The organism is Psychrobacter sp. KFRI-CH2-11, assembly GCF_038239325.1.
GTDB lineage: Bacteria > Pseudomonadota > Gammaproteobacteria > Pseudomonadales > Moraxellaceae > Psychrobacter > Psychrobacter celer.
This window is the reverse complement of the sequence record NZ_CP151283.1, coordinates 620,142-639,751: the sequence shown is the minus strand read 5'-3', so window position 1 is coordinate 639,751 and position 19,610 is coordinate 620,142. Positions and strand designations below refer to the sequence as shown.

18 protein-coding genes are annotated in these 19,610 nt (G+C 49.2%); 7 read left to right on the top strand and 11 right to left on the bottom strand.

Annotated features, from left to right (window positions below; genetic code table 11):
- Positions 1-320: 320 nt before the first annotated feature.
- Entirely contained in the window at positions 321-917 is a 597-nt protein-coding gene (locus AADH33_RS02720) for a GNAT family N-acetyltransferase (protein ID WP_348549479.1), read from the bottom strand.
- A 104-nt stretch (positions 918-1,021) separates the two neighbouring features.
- Complete coding sequence (locus AADH33_RS02715) at positions 1,022-2,659, bottom strand: FAD-dependent oxidoreductase (protein WP_348549478.1); 1,638 nt, start codon at positions 2,657-2,659, stop codon at positions 1,022-1,024.
- Positions 2,660-3,021: 362 nt separating this feature from the next.
- Here AADH33_RS02715 and AADH33_RS02710 point away from each other — a divergent pair, with 362 nt between their 5' ends.
- Positions 3,022-4,197 carry a tRNA pseudouridine(13) synthase TruD gene (locus AADH33_RS02710; RefSeq protein WP_348549939.1) on the top strand — a complete coding sequence of 392 codons (1,176 nt, stop codon included), beginning with the start codon at positions 3,022-3,024 and terminating at the stop codon, positions 4,195-4,197.
- Here AADH33_RS02710 and AADH33_RS02705 read toward each other — a convergent pair.
- Complete coding sequence (locus AADH33_RS02705; protein ID WP_348549477.1) at positions 4,194-5,657, bottom strand: GGDEF domain-containing protein; 1,464 nt, start codon at positions 5,655-5,657, stop codon at positions 4,194-4,196. The two genes, AADH33_RS02710 and AADH33_RS02705, sit on opposite strands and share 4 nt — an antisense overlap.
- Before the next feature lie 288 nt (positions 5,658-5,945).
- A complete protein-coding gene (locus tag AADH33_RS02700; protein WP_348549476.1) occupies positions 5,946-6,827 on the bottom strand; it encodes a PHP domain-containing protein in 882 nt (293 codons plus the stop codon).
- Positions 6,828-7,133: 306 nt separating this feature from the next.
- On the opposite strand from AADH33_RS02700, the gene AADH33_RS02695 reads away from it, so the two are divergent.
- From AADH33_RS02695 to AADH33_RS02675, 5 genes are all read left to right on the top strand, one after another.
- Positions 7,134-7,685, top strand: a complete 552-nt coding sequence (locus AADH33_RS02695) for an inner membrane-spanning protein YciB (protein WP_274631929.1) — start codon at positions 7,134-7,136, stop codon at positions 7,683-7,685.
- A 191-nt stretch (positions 7,686-7,876) separates the two neighbouring features.
- Complete coding sequence (locus tag AADH33_RS02690) at positions 7,877-8,203, top strand: YciI family protein (RefSeq protein ID WP_075100499.1); 327 nt, start codon at positions 7,877-7,879, stop codon at positions 8,201-8,203.
- Positions 8,200-8,637, top strand: a complete 438-nt coding sequence (locus tag AADH33_RS02685; protein WP_348549475.1) for a hypothetical protein — start codon at positions 8,200-8,202, stop codon at positions 8,635-8,637. Before AADH33_RS02690 ends, AADH33_RS02685 begins: the two co-directional genes overlap by 4 nt.
- A gap of 182 nt (positions 8,638-8,819) precedes the next feature.
- Positions 8,820-10,799 (top strand): FAD-dependent 5-carboxymethylaminomethyl-2-thiouridine(34) oxidoreductase MnmC, encoded by a 1,980-nt coding sequence (gene mnmC, locus AADH33_RS02680; RefSeq protein ID WP_348549938.1) that lies wholly within the window; start codon positions 8,820-8,822, stop codon positions 10,797-10,799.
- 433 nt (positions 10,800-11,232) lie between these two features.
- The gene (locus AADH33_RS02675) at positions 11,233-11,904 is read left to right on the top strand and encodes a hypothetical protein (protein WP_348549474.1); all 672 of its coding nucleotides are present in this window, start codon (positions 11,233-11,235) and stop codon (positions 11,902-11,904) included.
- Positions 11,905-12,026: 122 nt separating this feature from the next.
- Here the strand turns inward: AADH33_RS02675 and AADH33_RS02670 are convergent, their stop codons facing one another.
- The 7 genes from AADH33_RS02670 to ffh form a co-directional block, all read right to left on the bottom strand.
- A complete protein-coding gene (locus AADH33_RS02670; RefSeq protein WP_348549473.1) occupies positions 12,027-12,695 on the bottom strand; it encodes a DUF4112 domain-containing protein in 669 nt (222 codons plus the stop codon).
- Positions 12,688-13,605 (bottom strand): 4-hydroxybenzoate octaprenyltransferase, encoded by a 918-nt coding sequence (ubiA, locus tag AADH33_RS02665; protein ID WP_348549472.1) that lies wholly within the window; start codon positions 13,603-13,605, stop codon positions 12,688-12,690. The genes AADH33_RS02670 and ubiA overlap by 8 nt, the downstream gene beginning before the upstream one ends.
- A 58-nt stretch (positions 13,606-13,663) precedes the next feature.
- Complete coding sequence (locus AADH33_RS02660) at positions 13,664-13,912, bottom strand: hypothetical protein (protein WP_207969624.1); 249 nt, start codon at positions 13,910-13,912, stop codon at positions 13,664-13,666.
- 76 nt (positions 13,913-13,988) lie between these two features.
- A complete protein-coding gene (locus AADH33_RS02655; RefSeq protein WP_348549471.1) occupies positions 13,989-14,882 on the bottom strand; it encodes a class I SAM-dependent methyltransferase in 894 nt (297 codons plus the stop codon).
- A gap of 51 nt (positions 14,883-14,933) precedes the next feature.
- Positions 14,934-15,776 (bottom strand): undecaprenyl-diphosphate phosphatase, encoded by an 843-nt coding sequence (locus AADH33_RS02650; RefSeq protein ID WP_075100492.1) that lies wholly within the window; start codon positions 15,774-15,776, stop codon positions 14,934-14,936.
- An 81-nt stretch (positions 15,777-15,857) separates the two neighbouring features.
- Complete coding sequence (gene tsaB, locus AADH33_RS02645; RefSeq protein WP_075100746.1) at positions 15,858-16,556, bottom strand: tRNA (adenosine(37)-N6)-threonylcarbamoyltransferase complex dimerization subunit type 1 TsaB; 699 nt, start codon at positions 16,554-16,556, stop codon at positions 15,858-15,860.
- Positions 16,557-16,807: 251 nt separating this feature from the next.
- Positions 16,808-18,346, bottom strand: coding sequence for a signal recognition particle protein (gene ffh, locus AADH33_RS02640; protein ID WP_348549470.1), 1,539 nt, complete (start codon positions 18,344-18,346; stop codon positions 16,808-16,810).
- A gap of 398 nt (positions 18,347-18,744) precedes the next feature.
- On the opposite strand from ffh, the gene ccsA reads away from it, so the two are divergent.
- Entirely contained in the window at positions 18,745-19,536 is a 792-nt protein-coding gene (gene ccsA, locus AADH33_RS02635) for a cytochrome C assembly family protein (protein WP_348549469.1), read from the top strand.
- Positions 19,537-19,610 lie beyond the last annotated feature (74 nt).

Below are 19,610 nucleotides of genomic sequence, written 5' to 3'. Positions count from 1 at the left end.
CGAAATGGCCTTTTTTATTGTCTATTTTTGCTTTAGTGTAAAACCAGATACTGACAGCACAATCCTGATACTGCTATGATGCGTTTAATAATGACCGTTGCGAGATGACTGTGTGGCAGATGTACCTTTTTATATTACCCGTGGGCTTAGGCATCATGACCTTGGCAGGGAGTTTGCTATTTTTATTCGCTTTTCTTATGTCTGATGATAATGCCACGCGCGTACCAGCTTTTACTTGGTTTAAGCGCTTGATTATCGTGGCATTTATCTTATTGAGTGTCGGCCTGTTTATGACCTTTGGGCATTTTTGGGGTTAGGGTTTACGCACTCACCACTTTTTCTAATTCCAATAATTCTAAATCCTGACGTTTTGGTTCGCCATTATTGCCATCATCTGGGAATGGCATTTTATTGCCATTTAGCTGATAGCCGCGGCGCTGATAGTAGGCTAATAGCTCGGGGCGATGGCTCAAGATAGACATGGTCAGACGACTTGGCTGGCCGTTATCTGCTAGATGCCGCGTAGCAAACGTCTCTGCCGCTTGTAATATCTCATTGCCAACGCCGCACCCTTGCAGCTCTGGATGCACGGCAAACATACCGATATAAGCACAAATGGCTACATTGTCATCTGTTTTTATGTCCACTGCGATGCAGCCTAGCAGCTCGCCTGTTTCTGCGTCATCACGTGCGCCTGTCGTGGTTTTTGGATAGACAAACAGGTAGTGTGTTGGATGATCGATGACGCCTGCCAGCTCGTCTGCCGTGGTACGAATACCGCCCACCAGATCCGCTTCATTCGTCCAGCCTGCGGTCTCTCGGTAGCAGCGGTTGAGTAGCTGCTCGAGCGCTGCGATATCGGCGCGGCGGGCTTGCCGCAAAAACACAGGGCGATTTTTGGTAGTATTGCTATCCATATGAGGGTATGTCCTTTTACTGCTGCTATATATAGCGTGTAATATGAAAAGCTGACCTATCTGTAGGCCAGCTTTTTATAGTAAACCTTATCACCCTCTAAATGCTAGCGCGACAGTAGTTGTGCTTGCTCAATCATGTCAAATCCGGCACTGAGCTGCGCGCGCGTTGGCGCATGACCACGGCGTAATAGCTCAGAAAACGCGATCAGCTCTTTGTCTCGTCCAAGCGAGCTTGCAGCACTGGCACGGGTGTCTTCCGCCTCATCATCGAAGTAGTATTCGATATAATCTAGGCTATCTGGCGAGCCAAATAATATGCCTTTATCAGGGGTTGCGGCATGTCCGCTGTAGCGTAGGCTTTTGCCATACTGTCCAGTCCAAAAAAACGGAATACGCTCCTCTAACGAGTGGTCATTGTCTTCATTTAAGATAGCAGCAGCCGTTACCATGCCATGCTGTAAGGCCACGCGCCAATGCTCAATACGCATGCGCCCCATCTGATTGGTGGCTTTGGCAATATCGCCCAGTGCATAGACGCCGTCGCGTAGCTGTAGGCGCTCATCGACTTGCACGCCATCGGGATCATTTACTTCATTTAATATCTCGGTACGTGGTGCCACGCCCGTACCCAAAATCACCACATCTGCGGCCAGCGTACTGCCGTCTGACAGTGTGACACCGCTGACGTGACTGCCATCTTCATTGATGCTCTCAACACCAGTACCAAACACAAAGCGCACCCCATTTTCTTCATGCAGTTTGATGAGCGCATTACTCACCGCCTCAGAGACGATATTGCTCATGACGCGGCGACTGCGCCCGACGATAGTGACGGATGCGGCATTACCAGCCTGCATCAGCGCTGATGCTGCCTCCATGCCGATAAATCCTGTACCGACGATCAGCACGTGCTTGTCTGTTGTTGCAGTTTTGATCGTTTTGGCATCGTCCATACTGCGTAGCGTATAGACGCCCGCTAGCTCAGCACCTTGAAATGGCGGTATCTTCGGCTCGGCGCCTGTTGCCACGACCAAAAAATCCGCAGTCTGTTGCTCGTGGTTACCATCGCCGCCTTCAATGACAATCGTACGCTCATTGGGCCGTACTGCGCTGACGGTTTGGTTTAGGCGCAGCTCAATGTTGTTGTTACTGGCCCACTCGCGGCCACCTAGCATCAGATACTTCTCATCCATCTTGCCTGCCAAAAACATTTTGGACAATAAAGGACGGTTGTAAGGAGCGTAACTGTCCTTACTAATTAAGGTAATTTTGCCGCCATAACCCGTATGACGTAGCTGGTTGGCGGTCATAAATCCTGCACCGCCGCCGCCTACAATGATGGTATGCGTGTCGGTCAGCTTGTCATTTGCGGTACGGTTGTCTATCTTGGCCGCGGTATCCACCACCAACCGTTCGCCCTCATCGATCAGCTCATATTGAGTCAGGCCGCGCATCGCGACAGGCTCTAATAGCGTACCGTCGCGGCTGTCAAAACTACCATGATGCCACGGACAGATCACTCTATCGCCGCAGCGCAACCCCTCACCCAAGTCGGCACCGGCATGCGGACATTTGCCATCAAATGCGCTAAACTCATCACGGTCACGCGTGACTAAAATGATGCTATCGTCCTCTTGTTTATAAGACTTCATGCCACCATCTGGGATGTCGGACTTATCGATGGTCACTAGATTTTTGGCGGCGATTTTGTCAGCGGCTTGATTATTGTTTGTTTGGCTCATAGGTCATCCTTAACAGTTATTATTGATAGGCTGGTATCCGTACTGGCTTAGGCGGACTTGGGCGGGCTTGTATTGGCTCAAACCAAAAGTCCATTTATAGACATTTAGACACTACATTCAAAAATACGTATTATCTGATAGTAGCAAGACCACTTGGCTGACGTTGTTTATTTGTATGCTTGCCACGTTGCAAAACGTAACTTTTTTTCTGTTATTCTCATTACTTATATTCTCATTACTTACCTTTATCTCACGTACGCCTCCTTACCCTTATCAAAACAAAAGACACCTTTATGACTTCCCAAGATCAAGATAATCAGAACGATACAACGACACATCAGCCATCTACTCATGAGCGGGCTATGAGCGACACGCTGACAAGCACTGATATAAAAGCGGCGACAGACACCGAGCGGCTGCCGCAGCCTATACCGCAACCTTTAAGGCAGGCAACTTATAAAACCCAAAACAACGACTTTATTGTCAATGAAATATTGCCGCTTGACTTCACAGGTGAGGGTGAGCACTTGTGGCTACATATCAAAAAATCAGGGATAAATACGGCCTATCTGGCCAAGCTGCTATCAGAATGGGCAGAGATTCCGTTGCGTGATGTCGGTTATTCGGGGCTCAAAGACCGTCATGCGCTGACGACGCAGTGGTTTAGCTTAAGAATCCCCAAAAAGCAACTGCCCAACTCGGATTTTGCCCCAGTAGACATCAGCGACAACGAGTCCGTCACCATCATCGCCCAGCATTGGCACCACAAAAAGCTCAATCGCGGTACTCACCGCGCCAATCAATTTACCATTACCCTACGAGAGATCGAGTTTGCCAGTAATATCGCAGCTACTGACGCCAAGCAGGCGACCGAGCAGCACCTGGCTACTATCAGCAAAACAGGCGTGCCCAATTACTTTGGCCCCCAGCGTTTTGGTTATGAAGGCAACAACATCGCAGAAGCCCTACGGCTATTTGCTCGTCCCATACCGGCGAGCAAACCAAAAACCAAAAAGAGTAAACGCAAACGCGCGCCACGTGAGCAAAACGCCATGGAGCTATCTGCGGCTCGTAGTCTGATATTTAATGAGATACTGGCAGCCAGAGTCCGCGTAGGCAACTGGGATACTGGGCTGGCAGGTGAGGTATTTAACTTAGACGGTTCAGGCTCGATATTTGGCAGTGAGGCAATAGACGATGCCTTACGCGCACGGATGATGAGTGGTGATATTCATCCGACTGGCGTGCTGTGGGGTGTGGGTAACGATAAGGTCAGCGGCATGGCAGCGCAGCTTGAGAGCGATATTGTAAAAAATAATGCCTTATTGACACAGCTGGCCATGGGCTTAGAGCAGCGCGATGTCAAAGCCCAGCGCCGAGCACTGCGTTTGCCAATTGAAGCGCTAAGCTGGGAGTGGTTAGATGCGTCCGAGAGCAATGAGCAAGCGCTGATACTGAGCTTTACCTTGACGACTGGCAGCTTTGCCACCAGTGTATTGGCCAGCATCGTCCAGCATTTACAGTTGGGCTCAGCTTAGATACCACACAGCATCGCATGGCGGCTATTTTCGCTGACGAACATGTGATTGGCACTGACCACTTGGTCGCGGCCACGGTCTTTTGCTTCATAGAGCGCCTTGTCCGCTGTACAGATTAAACGCTGGCAAATATCAGGTGGCAAAAGGGTCTGGTACTCTGGCGATAAGGCGGATCTGTGGTGGCGGGGTTTGCCTGCGGGCGCTGGTTGCAGCGCCGCCTCTAACTGTAGCTGCTCCGTACGGGCTTGTTTCATACACACGCTTTGTTCGTGAGTGAACGTGTATAGCCCCAAGCTTGCAGTGACGCTAAACGCCTCATTATCATCGACCTTGATGATGTGCTTGCTGATGTCTTTGCGGAGCTGTTCGGCGATGAGCATCGCCCCATCGTGACTCGTGGCTGGCAGGACAATCAAAAACTCTTCGCCGCCATAGCGGCTCACGATGGCCGCATCGGTCAATGCCTGCGTCAGCGTCCGCGCCACTTCAAACAACACCTGATCGCCGACCTCATGACCATAGGTGTCATTGATGTCTTTAAACCAATCCAAGTCTAGCAAGATAACGCTAAAGTCCTGCCCGTCTTGTAGCTCTTTTAGCGCCTGCTTCATCTGCGTCAAACCGTATCGACGATTTTTGAGCTGGGTTAGCTCGTCTTGATTGGCATGCTTTAATATCTCGTTTTTGCTGTCATCTAATATCAACAACAACGTACGAAACATATAAACGATAAAGATTGCTTTGGGTAAGGCCAGTAGCACATGGGTTGCGCGCCAAAAAAACGTCGAAGAGCGCTGTAGCTCGCTGATACTCGACCAGTCTAACGTCACCCCCTTAAACACCGAGGTGGCAAGCGTGTTTTCGATCGCCATCAGCTCGTTGTACGTCAGGTAGTTTTGGCTGTCTAAAAATGGATAAACAAACGTCAGTTGGCGCAAATTGGGCAGATGAATACCGAAGTAAGGCGCCAAGATAGCCAATAAAATCAGAGCAATCTGTAGCAAAAACACACGCCACGCATAGCGGCGTTTGATCAGCATCATCCCAAGCATCGCACCGCCTACCAGCGAGACACCCGCAAACAAACTGCTATAACCGACCATGACGATCACAGTGGCGATATAGAAAGTATAAGGCACCACCAACAGCAGCTGCCAATTATTTAAGTTTTTGTTTTTTATGGCAGTCGTTTGCCGTTTAAGACGCGACAGATGGCGTGCGATACCCCAAAAAAACACACCCATCACCGTAATGCCAAGCCACAGCGGATACAACAGATGAATATAAACATAAGCGCCTAAGGCATCTTGATACCACCAGACAAACACACACCAAAGCCAGTGTAAAAACACCTCCATCAAGATAAACACTGCCAATAAAGCAGTCCTATCAGCAGCTTGCCATTCGAAGATTGCTCGCGAGAGTCGCTTGTAGCCTAAATGAGGAAACGATACAGACATAGTTTGGCTACCGCAAAAAATGTAAATACACCAGACATAACATGAGTGAAAGCAACCAACGACTACAACTACTATATAAAATAAGCGTCTATTAAATATAAGCTCAGATAACTGCGTGCGTAAGAGATAAACGTCCTACCCATCGTACAAACGCTGGCCACCACTCAAGTGTGGCAAGATTTTTCTGAGGTTTCAATCTGTTTTGGCTATTTATTAGACAAACGCTCACCCCAAAGTGTAACCAAATAAGCGGCGGCAGCGCGCTTCTAGACAAATGTATATGAGCCGTTAGCCAAGCGTGGTAAACGACTGCCAGACGCCTTGTTGGTCAGGTGTCAATACAGGAACGTCGCCCAAGCGCCGCCACGGCATATTGCTACCATGAAAGTCACTACCAACCGAGGCGACCAAATTGTTGGCAGCGATACTACGATCGACCATGCGGCGGGTGCTGATAGGCTCACTGGTGGCAGGCAGCTCACAACCATCACCGCCCAGCCCAGCAAACTCTTCGATCAGCTTACGCACCCGCGTGGCTGAGAGATGATAACGCGTCGGATGCGCCAATACAGCCTTGCCGCCACACGCATGTATCAGCTCGATACCCTCAGCCATGCTCAGCGCATCGATCGCCACATAGGCAGGTTTATTATCCGCCAGATATTTATCAAAGGCCTTTTGTACCGTTTTGACGTCGCCGCGCTCAAACAATACCTGACCGATATGGGCGCGTCCGACCCCTTGCGGGTTGCCACCGGCTTTACCCAGTACGGCCTGCCACAGCTCCTCATAATCGAGACTTAATAACTCACTAAGCTTCTCAGTGATTTTCTGACCGCGAGTAGCGCGGCTGTCTTGTAATTGCTGCAAAGTTGCGTGCATTTTATCTCGGTCAATAAAATCCAGCCCCAGCACATGGATGATTTTTTTGGTTGATTTGTTTTTGCCATAGCCGCCGCTGAGCGTATGCTCACAGCTAATCTCAACCCCATTAATCAGCTGCATACCGCAGGCCGTCGCCGCTACCCGCGCCTCATCAATCCCTGCCAGCGTATCATGATCGGTCAGTGCCAATACATTGACACCAGCTGCGTGGGCACGTTGCACCACTTCGGTCGGTGCATAAGTACCATCAGAGCAGGTACTGTGACAATGTAAATCAAATTTCATAAAATAAGCCTTAGCTTTAATAGTATATAAAAGTATAGTCAGTTCGAAATAAAATCGACGCGCTCATATGAACGGGCAGCTGTATCGGTTTTAAAGTGAGTTAACTATATAAAAAGTCAATAATAACTCGGCGCGCCCGTGCGTCAGCAACAACCCTTTCGATATAGCAGTAGCACGACTGATCAGCCGCACTGACTATTGGCGCGCAGGCTTGTGATATCGTATGATTATCGCGTTGTTTGCTTTTTTTTGCCGCAGTAGACGTGTAAACTACCCCATACGTTTTTGTTGGACATCCCACTTGCTATGAAAGCCTTATTAGACTTTATTCCTTTAATTGCCTTTTTTATCGCTGCTCGTTACAGTGGTATCTTGGCCGCGGCGGGTGCGCTACTGATCGCCACCATCCTCGTTTATGCCATTCACTTCATTCGGCAAAAAGGCAAATTTGATAAACAGCAATGGGTCGTTTTATTGTTGACCATTTTGTTCTGTGGTGGCACGTTATTGCTGCGTGATGATGTCTATCTACGCTGGAAGTCGCCAATCATCAACGGCATATTTGCCTTAACGCTGATTGTCAGTGCCGCGATCAATAAACCCTTGATGCAGCTGGCCATGAAAGATGTCTTTTCACTGACGATGAGCGGCTGGAAAAAACTGACTGTCGCGTGGGGGTTGTTTTTTGCCTTTATGGGCATCTTGCATTATATCACAGCGTTTATGATGTCAGATGAAGCCTGGATCAACTTTAAAACTTATGGCTGGATTCCAATTATGTTGGTGTTTGTCGTCGCTCAGTTTGCAGTACTAAAAAAGTATCTCAATCCAGCATTGACGGATAAGTCGGCAAAGTAGCAAAGTCGCGCGCGTTATTATTTCTATAATTTTATAATAATTTGCAGCGCCAGCTAAATGCCAATCGCGACCATCATGATGCCATCTTGGCACGTTTGTATCGATACTCGCGATTTTTTATCAGCTCATGTGGTTAGGGCGTGTTGAACATTCACCCCTTTTATTTACTGTTTATTTTATGAGGAAGTCTCATGTCCTTATTTGCCATCATCGGTCATGACGTAGCCGATAGCCGCGCGCAGCGTCAACTCACCCGCGCTGAGCACGTCGCCCGTCTGCAGGCACTCGACCAAGAAAACCGCCTAATTATCGCAGGCCCTACTCCTATCGAACACGGTTTGGAGGCGATGTCAGGTAGCCTAATCATCGCTGACTTTGATTCTATCGAGGCGGCGCAGGCGTGGGCAAACGACGAGCCCTACCTACGTGATGGCGTCTATAGCCATGTCGATATCAGACCTTTTATTCATACGTTGCCAAAATCTGGTAACGGCGCTGCACAAGTGACCAAACCGTGAGCCGATACCCCTCTGTACTAAATACGCTTGGCTCTACGTCTGCGCTTGCTAGAGTGTTGTTGGTCATGGCGCTGGCCGCGCAGTCTGCTTATGCAGCACCGAGCGTCACCGATACGGCTGCCAGCCCAGCCGCCCCTTTGGTAGAGCAAGCCGCACCACCTGCAGCGGGTACCAACGCCAGCCTTGATATTAATAACACCTTGGCCGCGCAGTTGCAGCCGTCCAGTCAAGCGCTCTCCGATGCCAATCAGCAGCTCCTTAGCCGCAATGCCCAATTACAGCGGCAAGTGAATGACTTACAAACCCAAGTCAATGTCTTGATATATGAGAGTAAAGGCCAATTGTTCTTATATGGCGCTTTTACGGTTTTGATCAGCTTGCTTGTGGGTATTTTTATCTCGTGGCTTGTGTTTGTCCGCCGTGAGCGCTGGTAGTTTTATTTATCGTCTTTTTGCTTTGTCTGATGTGACCATTTATGTCTAACGCCGCCCCAAAAAACAGCAGTACATCTGCCTCCTTGCCAGATAAACAGCCAAATAGCCAGCCAGATACGCAGTCGTCAAACAGTCACTCACCACAGCCTTCTGCCATCCGCCCTGCCAAGATCGACTGGCAGATGGATGATACGGGCAATCAGGTACCGGTATCTGGTGAGTTTGGTGATGTGTATTTTTCCCATGCCGATGGCCTAGCAGAGTCGCGTTATGTGTTTTTGGCACACAATCAACTCGCCGAGCGCTTGGCAAACCTTGCGCCAATGCAATGCTTTAGCATCGCGGAGTTGGGACTTGGCACAGGGCTAAATTTATTGGCAACGTGGCAGCTCTGGCGTGCGCTGCGTGACATGCATCCGCACTTAGCAACAGCGAGGCTGCATTTTATTACCACAGAAAAGTTCCCGATACCGCTCACTGATCTCACTCAAATCTTAGCCTTATGGGCACAGCGTGCGCCTGAGCTGGCCGAGCTGATTGAGCAGTTTTTGGCCGCCTATCCGCCGCTCATCACAGGCTGTCATCGTTTGCGTTTTTTTGATGACAACTTAACGGTCGATATATGGTTGGGCGATGCCGCTGACAGCTTGGCAAAATTGGCATCAGGGACGCACCTAACGCCAGCACCTGCTATCGATGCTTGGTATCTGGACGGATTTGCGCCGTCGTGCAACAGCACCTTATGGGCTGAAAATATCTTTGCACAGATACAGCGGCTATCGTCTCCCAGCACGACCGCGGCTACTTATAGCTGCGCCGGCATCGTCAAACGCGCGCTAAAAGACTGCGGCTTTGAGATCAAAAAAGTCAAAGGCTTTGGCCGCAAGCGTGAGATGCTCACTGCCATCATGCCAGCGCCAGTAGGCGATGAGACATCTGGCCACACTGATAATCGAGCGGCTGACCACCAAGCTATAGATAATGGCCATAGCATCGTCATTGGTGCTGGTATCTCAGGGCTGATGATGGCGTGGACGCTGGCCAATCGCGGTGTCCAGGTGACCTTGCTGGATAAAACGGCACCGTTGGCAGGGGCGTCAGGCAATCCGCGCGCCCTACTCGCGCCCAAAATGACGCCCATCCATCATGTCGACGAGCATCTGCATACTATCGGCTATCTCTATAGTAGCAGACTATATCGAACGCTCAATGACAAGGCTACGCAGCAGCAGCTAGCGCCAGTGCTTGAGCCGACAGGCGCGCTCGATTTGCTGATAAAAGCCAATATCGGCACCGAGCAGATTGCAGATTATCCAGATGAGATGGCCACCACGCTACCACATGCGCAGGCACAAAGCATCAGCGGACTAACCGCGCAAGACTTAACAGAAAACTTATATTTACCACAGTCCGGCTTGGTCAATCCGCACGCCTTAAAAGACATCATCCTGACGCACCCGCTCATCCGCTTTCAGCAAATAAACGTTTACGATATTAGCGAGACGGCGCAAACCGCTACGATTAAAGGTAATGATCAGGATGATAGTATCGTCTCTCTTGATGCCGATAACGTGGTGATTTGCGCCGCATTTGAGAGTCATAAGCTAGATCGGCGCATTTTTGATTGCCGAAAAATACGCGGTCAGCTCTCTTGGTTTACGCCGACCGCCGCCGAGCTTACAAACTTACCGAAAGTACCACTTAAATACAGCGGTTACTGCGCCCCCTTTACCGCGCACGCTGGCGATAACGAGTTAAACGATGTGGTAGAAGGTGCAGCGCATTTATTGTTAGGGGCGAGTTTTGTGCGTAATGACACAGGCACCGATATTCGTGATGAAGAGCATCAGATTAGCCGCGACAAACTCGTCACTGCCATTCCTGAGATGGCAGCAGTGATTCCAACAGATACCACTCTGTGGCGGGGACGTGCAGGCATTCGCACGCAAACGCCTGATTATCACCCCATGGTTGGGCTATTGGTAGATAGTAAGCGGCTTTGGACAATGAGTGCAATGGGCGCAAAAGGCTATGCATTAGCCCCCATATGTGCTGAGGCCTTGGCAGATATGATGCTCGGCTCGTTTGCACCATTATCGGCAGCGATGCTCGCACGCCTATCGCCGAACCGTACGCGCTTGCAGACACCGCTTGCAGACTAGGGCGTGTCCTCATTTTAAAAACGGCGATAAAAATGAGATAAATTGCCGTCAAACAAGGAAGATAGCGCAAATATAGTCGATTCTAAATAAAACAGATACATTATATATCAACGTGGAACTGGTATAAATTTTCCTTGCGTGCTGTGCCTGCGCCGACAGAGGCTGCGTAAAATTTATCCCAGTCCCACTGTACCGTTTTTATACTGAACTCACTATAATATCGAGATATTCGTCAGCTATTTGACACCGTTTGGCCAGATTTCGCCCATTTAGATGGCTATCGATTTAATTGAGGACACGCCCTAGTTTAAAGAAAATACCATCACAAAGAAAACCGCTATTTATACTATAAAAATAATTGGCGTGGTCGTGGATTGTTCCTATTGGTTTACTGTGCTTAAATATCGCTATCTTACTAGACAAGCAGCGCCTTATGACGACCCTAGCCCCCACATTGACGAGCTTTCTAAAAGCCATCCCTTCAAATGCCATGTCTCAACATGCGCGGCGCCTTTATCTTTTGTTGCCTGCTGCCGTGCTCAGCCTGCAACTAGCAGCTTGTCAAGAAACGCCCGCGCCCACTGACGATACTCAAACTGAGATCCGCACCCAACCAGTAGCGACCACAAATACTGATACCGATCATGCTGGTAGCGATGAGGCACACACGGCGCACACTCAGATTGAGCCAATAACAGCGACCGACCATGACGTTAGCCTAACGGAATTAGAAAGCGATCTTGACGGTGCAGCGCCGGCTGCCTCCGATACACCCGATACACCACCTACCCCAAACCCAGAGCAAGCCATTAAAGGCGCGCAAATCACCGACGTGCGTTATATAAGCGCAGCTGGTGAGTCATTATCTGTCACTTTTGAGACCTCGGCGGCGGGCGTACTCAATGCCATTGTCACCTTGCCCAATAAATCAACGATGACCCTAAGCGGCCCAGAAGGCCAAGGCAATAACCCAACGTATCGCTCAAGCGATGGTGATGTTCAATTGGTCAGTCATGCAGGTGGCGGCAGTATCGACCTGATTAAAAACGATAAAGTCAAAAGCTTTGAAGCCATCAGCGCTGATGCTGAAGTCATCACTGAGTAAATTACCAACTGGCAACTTATTAAAAGTCAAATGCCTTAAGCCTCTTCAAAAGAATATTTTAAGCAATAAAAAAGGCGGCACACGTTACTATCGTGTGTCGCCTCTTTCATGACTGCTTATTTTTAGCCAAAACCCGTTGTCTTGCCAAATACCTCGACCAACCAACTCATAAGTGCCCACAGCCCCCACGCGATCATCGCGATGACGATAAGGCCGATGATGTCTGGGATATGCAGATACACCCAAGCCACAATAGGATTACGCCAAAAGCGACTTTGCTGCTGCTTGTCTTCTAATGATTGATGCAAAAACGGCCGATCCATATGCATGGTTTCGGTGATGCCATATTCATCATGTAGATGCTCATGGACGATGCCCAAGGTCTTGCGGCTGGGACGTATAAAGATATCCAGCAATGTGCCGATACCAGGGACGATACCGACCACCATATCGATCAGCGCCAGTCTCACTGCAGGCGTCATCTTATGTGCCGGTACGCCTAGCTGACGACCTAATATAAAGGCATAGCTGGTCAACGCCAGCCCCGCCAAATCCCCTGCCAGCGGAATGGTTGACAGCGCGGCATCAGCGCCCATGCCTTGCTTGGTAAATGGCACCCGCACCAATGAGTCCATGGTGTTGGCAAATTTGGCCAGTTTACGCTCGGTAGCGATGACCTGCGCGCGCGTCAGTCCATGTTCAGCAAGCTTGGCCTGATAATCGACGCTTGGGCCGTTGGGTTCTACCCGCTTTCTCGCTTTTGACCTTGAGAGCTTGTTGAATTTATCCATTAAAAGTCGTCCATAGACACGCAATTGCGATAAGTGCAAAGACATAGCGTCCGACCCAGATATTGGCCAAAAACGCCTGAAAACAAGACATTGCACGACGCGTGGCACAAGCGCTGTTTTGCTTAGCAAACATCATCGCCACCAGCGCTAGGCCAAATACTGGCGTGATGCCAAGCGACGTCGGTGCAAAATAATGCCACATCACCACGCCCATAATGAGCAAAAATAGCATCTGTAGTAGCGAGATGATAACGACATCATAGCGGCCAAAGAGTATCGCTGTGGATTTAACCCCAATCTTTAGATCATCTTCACGATCCGCCATGGCATACTGGGTATCATATGCTACCGTCCAGCACATATAAGCGATAAACAACAGCCAACACCAGATATCAGGCGCGCCTTGTATCGCGACATACGCCATCGGTATCGCCCAGCCAAACGCGGCGGCCAAAAACACTTGCGGCAAATGGGTATAGCGCTTCATAAAGGGGTAAATAAAGGCCAATATGACCGCCCCTAACGACCAATAAAACACTGCGATAGGCAAAAAAAACAATAAGCTGGCGCTGAGTAAGACGAGTATCACAAAAGCTGCGATGGCTTCTTTGGCAGACAGGCGACCATCTGCTAATGGTCGGCCTTTGGTACGAGACACATGACCGTCGACCTTACGATCGGCAAAGTCGTTAATCGCACAGCCTGCCGCCCGCATAAAAATCGCCCCGAGCGCAAATAATACAAATACTTTTAGGCTGGGCAAACCTGCCGTCGCCCCTTGCTGCTGCGCCTCACCCATCGCCGCCAGCATCACGCCCCACAGCGTCGGCCAGAGTAGCAGCTCTATACCGACTGGTTTATCAAAACGGGTCAACTGCAGGTAGGCATGTAGTTTGTCTGAAAATGTCATGGTATTTTAATTATCATCAATAAAAAGTTAGGTAACCAGCTTATATGCTCGGATAAGATTACTGGATCTGCTGCCATAATTTATTGGCTTCGATCAGCGACAACTCAGGATATTTTTTTCGCAGCGCTTTGATAGCAGCCACTTTATTATTTTGCGTTGTTTTAGCTTGATTATGCAGATAACTCAAATACTCTTGTGGACCTCTGAGTGCTTTAAGTGATGCTTCCAGCCGAAGCAGCCGAGTACGCAGTATGATATTTATCAATAATAACCCTGCTCCCATGATCCATATGACTAACGCTGACATTCCGGCTCCTATATCCATTAACTCTAAACACTCAAGCGGATTAATTGAGTCCATTCATCCTAATAATAAACGTCTATCACACAAAATAACCATCAAAGCGCACCGCTTCGTTATGCCAACTCTCATTGGGTGGTTGATTGGCAAGTGCTGAGGCAAGCTGTGGACGCTTTACCACCACGCGGCCTTGTTTGTCACTATCTCCAACGATAGCTTGCGCATGTTGTAGCAGTTGACGCTCTTCCTCCAGTGTCGGCGGGCTTGCCAACTGGTGCAAGGCTTGCATATGCTTGCCGACTTTTGCGCCTTTGCCGGTCTTGCTGTCTTGGTAGCTGTCTTCTGGAAACATCGGATCTAGATAGACCACATCGACGGCTTTAGTCGCACCTGTCATATCAGCTGGTAAGGTGGCAAAGTAGCTGAGCGCATCGGTATTGATGATGTGTAGACGGCTCATCAGCTTTTGCCAATTGCGCTGTGCGCTCATGCGCTGCTGCTCTACCAACAATAGCAATGCCATCAACGGCTGCTGCTCGAGCATGGTGACTTGTGCACCGGTGCTGGCCAATATCAAGCTGTCATGACCAAAGCCTGCGGTGGCATCGATAACGCGGCTGTCCGCTGTGACCTTCGCTGCTTGCAGCAATAGCTCAGATTTGCGCCCAGCGCTTACCACGCGGCGCTGCAATTTATCCCATTCTGGCGCCACGCTTAGCCCATCGCTTAGCCACGATAGCTTGTCTTTTTGATCCAATACTAAAACAGGTACGCTGGAGGTTTGGCTTAACTGCTGGCGACGTTTTTGAGTGAGCTTATCGTGCAATCGCTCAGTATTTAAGACAATGGGCAGCTGGTGCTGTACTATCAAGGCTTGCAAGCGCTCAATCTGTGCTTGCTGGCTATCGCTGATATAAAACAGGTGACAGTAACTTTGCACATTAGGAGGGTTAGCTGCTGGTCGCGGCGCGCTCATGACTATTTCTCTCTATTTATTGCTTGTATAACCACAAATCATCGCGCCCATTTAGCCTGCCATTTGATAGCCAAATAACCAAGACGCCAACAATACGATGACTCCAGTGATAATCCGTAGCCATGCAAAAATCGTAAAATCACGGCGACTGACCCATGCTACCAGCCAGCGAATACAAAGCAGCGCGACGATAAATGACACCACTGTGCCTACGCCCAATACCAGCCAGTCTTCGCGACTGCTCAATACATCACCGTGTTTGAGCAAGTCTAATAATGCAGCACCCACAATGACCGGAATCCCCAAAAAGAATGAAAACTCAGCCGAAGCCTTGCGCGAGACGCCAAGCCACAGCGCACCAATGATGGTCGCCCCTGAGCGAGAGGTTCCTGGAATGAGAGCCAGACATTGAAACAACCCTATCATCAGCGCTGTCTTTAGACTGACGTCTTCGGCCTCACATGCAATGACGGTCTTAGGGCGTTTTTCGACATAAAAAATCAGCAGACCACCGATGATAAGCATGATAGCGACTGTGATCGGATTAAACAGATAAGTCTTAATCTCATCGGCAAAAGTAAAGCCCACCAGCATCACCGGAATAGTGGCGACAATCAGACTCAGCCCCAGCTGCCGTGGGTTGCTCATGCCAGCGGCCTTGCCAGTCAGCAGACCCATAAACGCTTGCCAGAGCCGCCCCCAGTAGTCGTAAATGACCGCCAAAATCGCACCAAGCTGCACCACCACCACAAACAAATCAACTTTGTCTTTGCTCCAAAACCCCATGACATCGGCTGACAAAATCATATAGCCGGTACTAGAGATGGGCAAAAACTCAGTGATACCTTCAACGATACCCATGATGACAGCTTGAATTAGTAAAATGATATCCACGGTGGTATTCCTAAACCCAGATTGACAGGTGACTGAGTATAATTTTTGCGATGTTGTTATCGTCTATACGGCTAGCCGCAGTTAGGCCTTGCCTTGCTCTTTGAGGGTTTTCCATGCTTGGTTGCGCAGATACTTTGGTAGCGCATGTGCCGCATCGGTACCGCCAGTATGCATAAATTGGGCGATACCAATCTGCCCTATCACCACGGCGTCCGGCCAGACATCATCATGACACACCTGACCGTCTTGTGGTTTGAGTAATACTGAGCCATTACCAGCGATAGGTAAATTAAGCGTCGTCTGACTGTCATAATCGAGCAGCTGCTCTGTGCTTTCGTCATCAGCCGTCGACACTGGCTGCATAATGGCGGCTGTCTCTTCGGTCTGCTTTATCTTATAGTGACCAAAATATACTTGCTGCATCCGCGCATCAAGGGCGCTATAAACCTCTGTCACGCCATACTGCTGATACGCGCATTGGGCAATGGCCTGCAGGCTTGAGACACCAACGCAAGGCAAATCATGCGCCACAGACAACGCTTGCACCACGGCGGTATTGATACGTATGCCGCTAAACGCGCCAGGGCCACGGTTAAATATTAATGCGTGTATATCCGCAAGCTTTAGATTGGCCTCCAACAAGGCGGCATCAATCATCGGTAAGATTTGCTGGGTTTGCTGACGTTTGCCGCTCTCTGTATGAGCGGACAATACCTGTCCACTGGCATCTAAAACGGCGATCGAACACTGATCAAACACGGTATCCATTGCTAAAAACATCACAACCTCAATTTTGTCGCTCGGCACAAAACTTATGCCCTAATAAATCAGCGCCTATCATAGCATTTAGGATAGGCAAGTTTTATGAATTTCTACGTTTTTCATACTTTCTTTATCAGTACCAACCCACGCTTGGCAAATATAAAAGACCCCAAAGCCGTCACAGCTTTGAGGTCTCTTTGATGGTCGTTATACCTGCCGTATTCATAATACTGACGACCATACTGACGACCATGACCGCCAATCAAGGTTTAAAAGCGCGTTTTGAACTTTTTGGGCGCTTGGTTTTGTAGCTCTTGCATCTGCTTTTGCATCTCTTCGGTGCTCGGCATGTTGTTTGGATCCAGCCCCATTTGCTTTGCCATCTGTGCAGGGTTCACGTCTTTAGCGCCGCCTTTCTGACCACCGCCAAACAGTGGGCCGCCGCCAGATCCGCCGCCGCCCATCAAGCCTTGCATCGACTTCATCATTTTACTGATGCCTTCTGGCTTTGAGATCATTTTCATCATCTTTGCCATTTGTTTGTGCTGCTTTAGTAAGCGGTTGACGTCTTGAATCTCGCGCCCAGAGCCTGCGGCAATACGGCGCTTGCGGCTTGGGTTGATCTTATCTGGGTTTTTACGCTCAAACGGCGTCATAGAGTTAATCAACGCCTCCATTTCACGTACTTTTTCTTCAGGTTTGGCATCCTCGACCGCTTTTTGTATGTCTGAGCCGCCCATACCTGGCATCTTGTCCAAAAAGCCTGCCATACCGCCCATGCTCTTCATTTGCTGGAATTGGGTCAACAGATCCTCAAGGTCAAAATCGCCGCCCTTTTGTATCTTTTTCGCCATTTTTTCGGCTTTATCACGGTCGATTTTTTGTTCGACTTCTTCGACCAGACTCAGTACGTCACCCATACCGAGGATACGCTGGGCGATACGCTCAGGATGAAAGAGCTCTAAGGCGTCCAGCTTTTCGCCGCGACCCAAAAACTTAATCGGCTTGCCTGTGATGGCACGTACAGACAACGCCGCACCGCCGCGCGCATCACCATCGGTCTTGGTGAGGATCACGCCTGTCAGCGGCAGCGCATCATTAAAGGCTTTGGCAGTGTTGGCGGCATCTTGACCTGTCATTGCATCGACGACAAACAACGTCTCAGACGGATTGACCGCAGCCGTTAATGCCTTGATCTCATCCATCATGGTGTCGTCAATGTGCAAACGACCCGCGGTATCGATAATCAAGATATCTTGGTATTGGATTTTGGCTTCTTCGATAGCGCGGCGGGCGATATCTATCGGGTTTTCATCCGTGCTTGAGTTGACAAACTTGGCATTGACCTGACCGGCCACCTGCTCAAGCTGCTTAATCGCGGCTGGACGATAGACGTCCGCTGAGACCAGCATGACTTTTTTCTTTTGCCGCTCTTGTAAGTACTTGGCAAGCTTACCTGCCGTGGTGGTTTTACCCGCCCCTTGTAGGCCTGCTAATAGATAGACAACCGGCGGTTTGCCCGTCATCTCAAGCGTTTGGTTGGCACTGCCCATCATTTCGGTTAGCTCGTCATGGACGATTTTGACAAAGGCTTGGCCAGGTGCCAACTCTTTGAGCACCTCTGCCCCTAGCGCCTGCTCTTTGACACGTTTGACAAAGTCTCGGGTGACAGGTAGCGCCACGTCAGCCTCTAGTAATGCCATACGCACTTCGCGCAGCGTGTCTTTGATATTGTCTTCAGTCAGTTGTCCAGATCCTACGATATTACGTAGGCTCGACGATAAGCGTTCTGTTAAGGTATCAAACATAAATAACTCTCAGTTAAAATAATACAGTTAAAATAGTTGTTCGTTAAATCAGCGCTTAGTAAACCAGTTAACCGATTTATCAATAATATCAGGGTGTCTGAACATATTAAGGGGCACTTTTAGCACAAGCCCTTATGAGATGGCCACAAAAAAACAGCAGATAATCCTTACTATACCATTAAGACGATACGGTACTTATGGTCGTTTTGCAGAGGTTTAAACCCTCTTGCTGCAGATAATGCGGCCACCAAGCATTTATCAAGAATAAGTAAGATGGTGCTCAATTGCCACCCATTTTATGATAAATTGGAGGATTATTCTAATCATTCCGATAATACCACTTTGGTAATACATTGAGCGGTCATGTTGCGCTCAGTATGAGATGAGGTTTTATATCTGTGCACTTTGCATTCTTACTTGCTAGCCTGACTTATATAGCGGTCAGCGTTTACATCGGTTGGGCGCTGATTGCTGATAAACCTATCTACAAAGGCCGCAGTCTAGGCTTATTGCTGATCGGGATGGCCGCGCATGCCGCGCTACTTTATCCATCTGTGGTGACGTTATATGGCCTAAACTTTAATTTATTTAACGTCATCAGCCTGATCAGCTTATTTTTCTTGTGTTTTTATGTGCTGTTTAGCCTGTATCGTCCGATCGTCAGCCTCGGTATCTTGGCGGCGCCGACCGCGCTGGCAGGCATGACCATCGGCTATGTCGGCCGTGCCCCCTATCAGCCCATTACCGATATCAGTCTCGGGCTTGAGACCCATATTTTACTGTCGCTGGCGGCCTATTGTGTGCTGCTGATGGCGGCGGTGCAGGCGCTGTTTTTACGGCTACAAATCCGTGAGCTTAAGCACAAAACCATCCACCGATTTTGGGTCAATAAGCTGCCATCTCTACAAAGTATGGAGAGCTTGTTGTTTGATATGCTCTTAGTTGGTTTTGTCTTGCTTAGTATCGCACTGGGGATTGGCTTTATTTACGTACAGGACTTGATGGCGCAGCATATCGTCCACAAAACCGTGTTTAGCCTGCTGTCTTGGTTGTTATTTGGTGGCTTATTATTCGGTCATTGGCGCGCAGGCTGGCGCGGCAAACGTGCGGCCAATATCACCATTTATGCTTTTATCCTGCTGGCCATCGGTTTTGTTGGTAGCAAGTTTGTATTAGAGATGCTGCTATAATTGGTATTTTCAAGCAGCAAACATAAAAAGGCCGCCAGTCATAATAGAAGATGACTGGCGGCCTTTTTACTAAC

Coding starts and splice junctions, on each gene's coding strand:
- AADH33_RS02720 (WP_348549479.1), bottom strand. CDS start 917: ATGGATAGCAATACTACCAAAAATCGCCCTGTGTTTTTGCGGCAAGCC.
- AADH33_RS02715 (WP_348549478.1), bottom strand. CDS start 2,659: ATGAGCCAAACAAACAATAATCAAGCCGCTGACAAAATCGCCGCCAAA.
- AADH33_RS02710 (WP_348549939.1), top strand. CDS start 3,022: ATGAGCGACACGCTGACAAGCACTGATATAAAAGCGGCGACAGACACC.
- AADH33_RS02705 (WP_348549477.1), bottom strand. CDS start 5,657: ATGTCTGTATCGTTTCCTCATTTAGGCTACAAGCGACTCTCGCGAGCA.
- AADH33_RS02700 (WP_348549476.1), bottom strand. CDS start 6,827: ATGAAATTTGATTTACATTGTCACAGTACCTGCTCTGATGGTACTTAT.
- AADH33_RS02695 (WP_274631929.1), top strand. CDS start 7,134: ATGAAAGCCTTATTAGACTTTATTCCTTTAATTGCCTTTTTTATCGCT.
- AADH33_RS02690 (WP_075100499.1), top strand. CDS start 7,877: ATGTCCTTATTTGCCATCATCGGTCATGACGTAGCCGATAGCCGCGCG.
- mnmC (WP_348549938.1), top strand. CDS start 8,820: ATGGATGATACGGGCAATCAGGTACCGGTATCTGGTGAGTTTGGTGAT.
- AADH33_RS02675 (WP_348549474.1), top strand. CDS start 11,233: ATGACGACCCTAGCCCCCACATTGACGAGCTTTCTAAAAGCCATCCCT.
- AADH33_RS02670 (WP_348549473.1), bottom strand. CDS start 12,695: ATGGATAAATTCAACAAGCTCTCAAGGTCAAAAGCGAGAAAGCGGGTA.
- ubiA (WP_348549472.1), bottom strand. CDS start 13,605: ATGACATTTTCAGACAAACTACATGCCTACCTGCAGTTGACCCGTTTT.
- AADH33_RS02660 (WP_207969624.1), bottom strand. CDS start 13,912: ATGTCAGCGTTAGTCATATGGATCATGGGAGCAGGGTTATTATTGATA.
- AADH33_RS02655 (WP_348549471.1), bottom strand. CDS start 14,882: ATGAGCGCGCCGCGACCAGCAGCTAACCCTCCTAATGTGCAAAGTTAC.
- tsaB (WP_075100746.1), bottom strand. CDS start 16,556: ATGTTTTTAGCAATGGATACCGTGTTTGATCAGTGTTCGATCGCCGTT.
- ffh (WP_348549470.1), bottom strand. CDS start 18,346: ATGTTTGATACCTTAACAGAACGCTTATCGTCGAGCCTACGTAATATC.